The sequence below is a fragment of the Bradyrhizobium sp. NBAIM08 genome (assembly GCF_020193935.1).
GTDB lineage: Bacteria > Pseudomonadota > Alphaproteobacteria > Rhizobiales > Xanthobacteraceae > Bradyrhizobium > Bradyrhizobium yuanmingense.
In genome coordinates this window covers 1-466 of the sequence record NZ_JADYVR010000199.1, presented here as the reverse complement: position 1 = coordinate 466, position 466 = coordinate 1, and the positions used below count along the sequence as shown (strand labels likewise).

Sequence of the window (466 nt, the reverse complement as noted above, 5' to 3'; positions counted from 1 at the left end):
CGTTCACCTCGAACTGGGTGAAGTCCACGTTCATCGTGCCCTCGAACTCCGGGCCGATGGCGCGCATCGTGTCCACCACGCTGTAGCCCGCGCCCGAGCCGATCACCATGCGCGGCCGCCAGCCCGCCTCGCGCATGCCGCGGTAGAGCAGCACGATGTCGTTCTGGTAGCCGGTGTGCAGCACCACCTCCGCGCCCACGCTCCGCAGCCGCTGCACCGCCGAGGCGAGGTCCACGCCGCGCGAGGAGTAGGCGAGCCGCTCCACCATGTTCAGCCCGCGCGTCCTGGCCTGCGCCTCCTGGAAGCCGGAGACGGTCTGGCCGTAGAGCGCGTCCTCGTGCAGGATCGCCACCTTCAGCGCCTCGGGCCGCACGCCCCAGAGCGGCGCCAGCGCGTCCGGCACCGCGTTCACCGCCTCGCGCGCGAAGTCGCTGGCGCGGGGGCAGGAGCGGAAGAGGTAGCGGAA

General features: G+C 72.1%; 1 protein-coding gene. It reads right to left on the bottom strand.

Annotated elements, in window-relative coordinates:
• A partial coding sequence (locus I6F37_RS39100; protein WP_225154242.1) for an ABC transporter substrate-binding protein occupies positions 1-466 on the bottom strand: 466 nt, incomplete at both ends.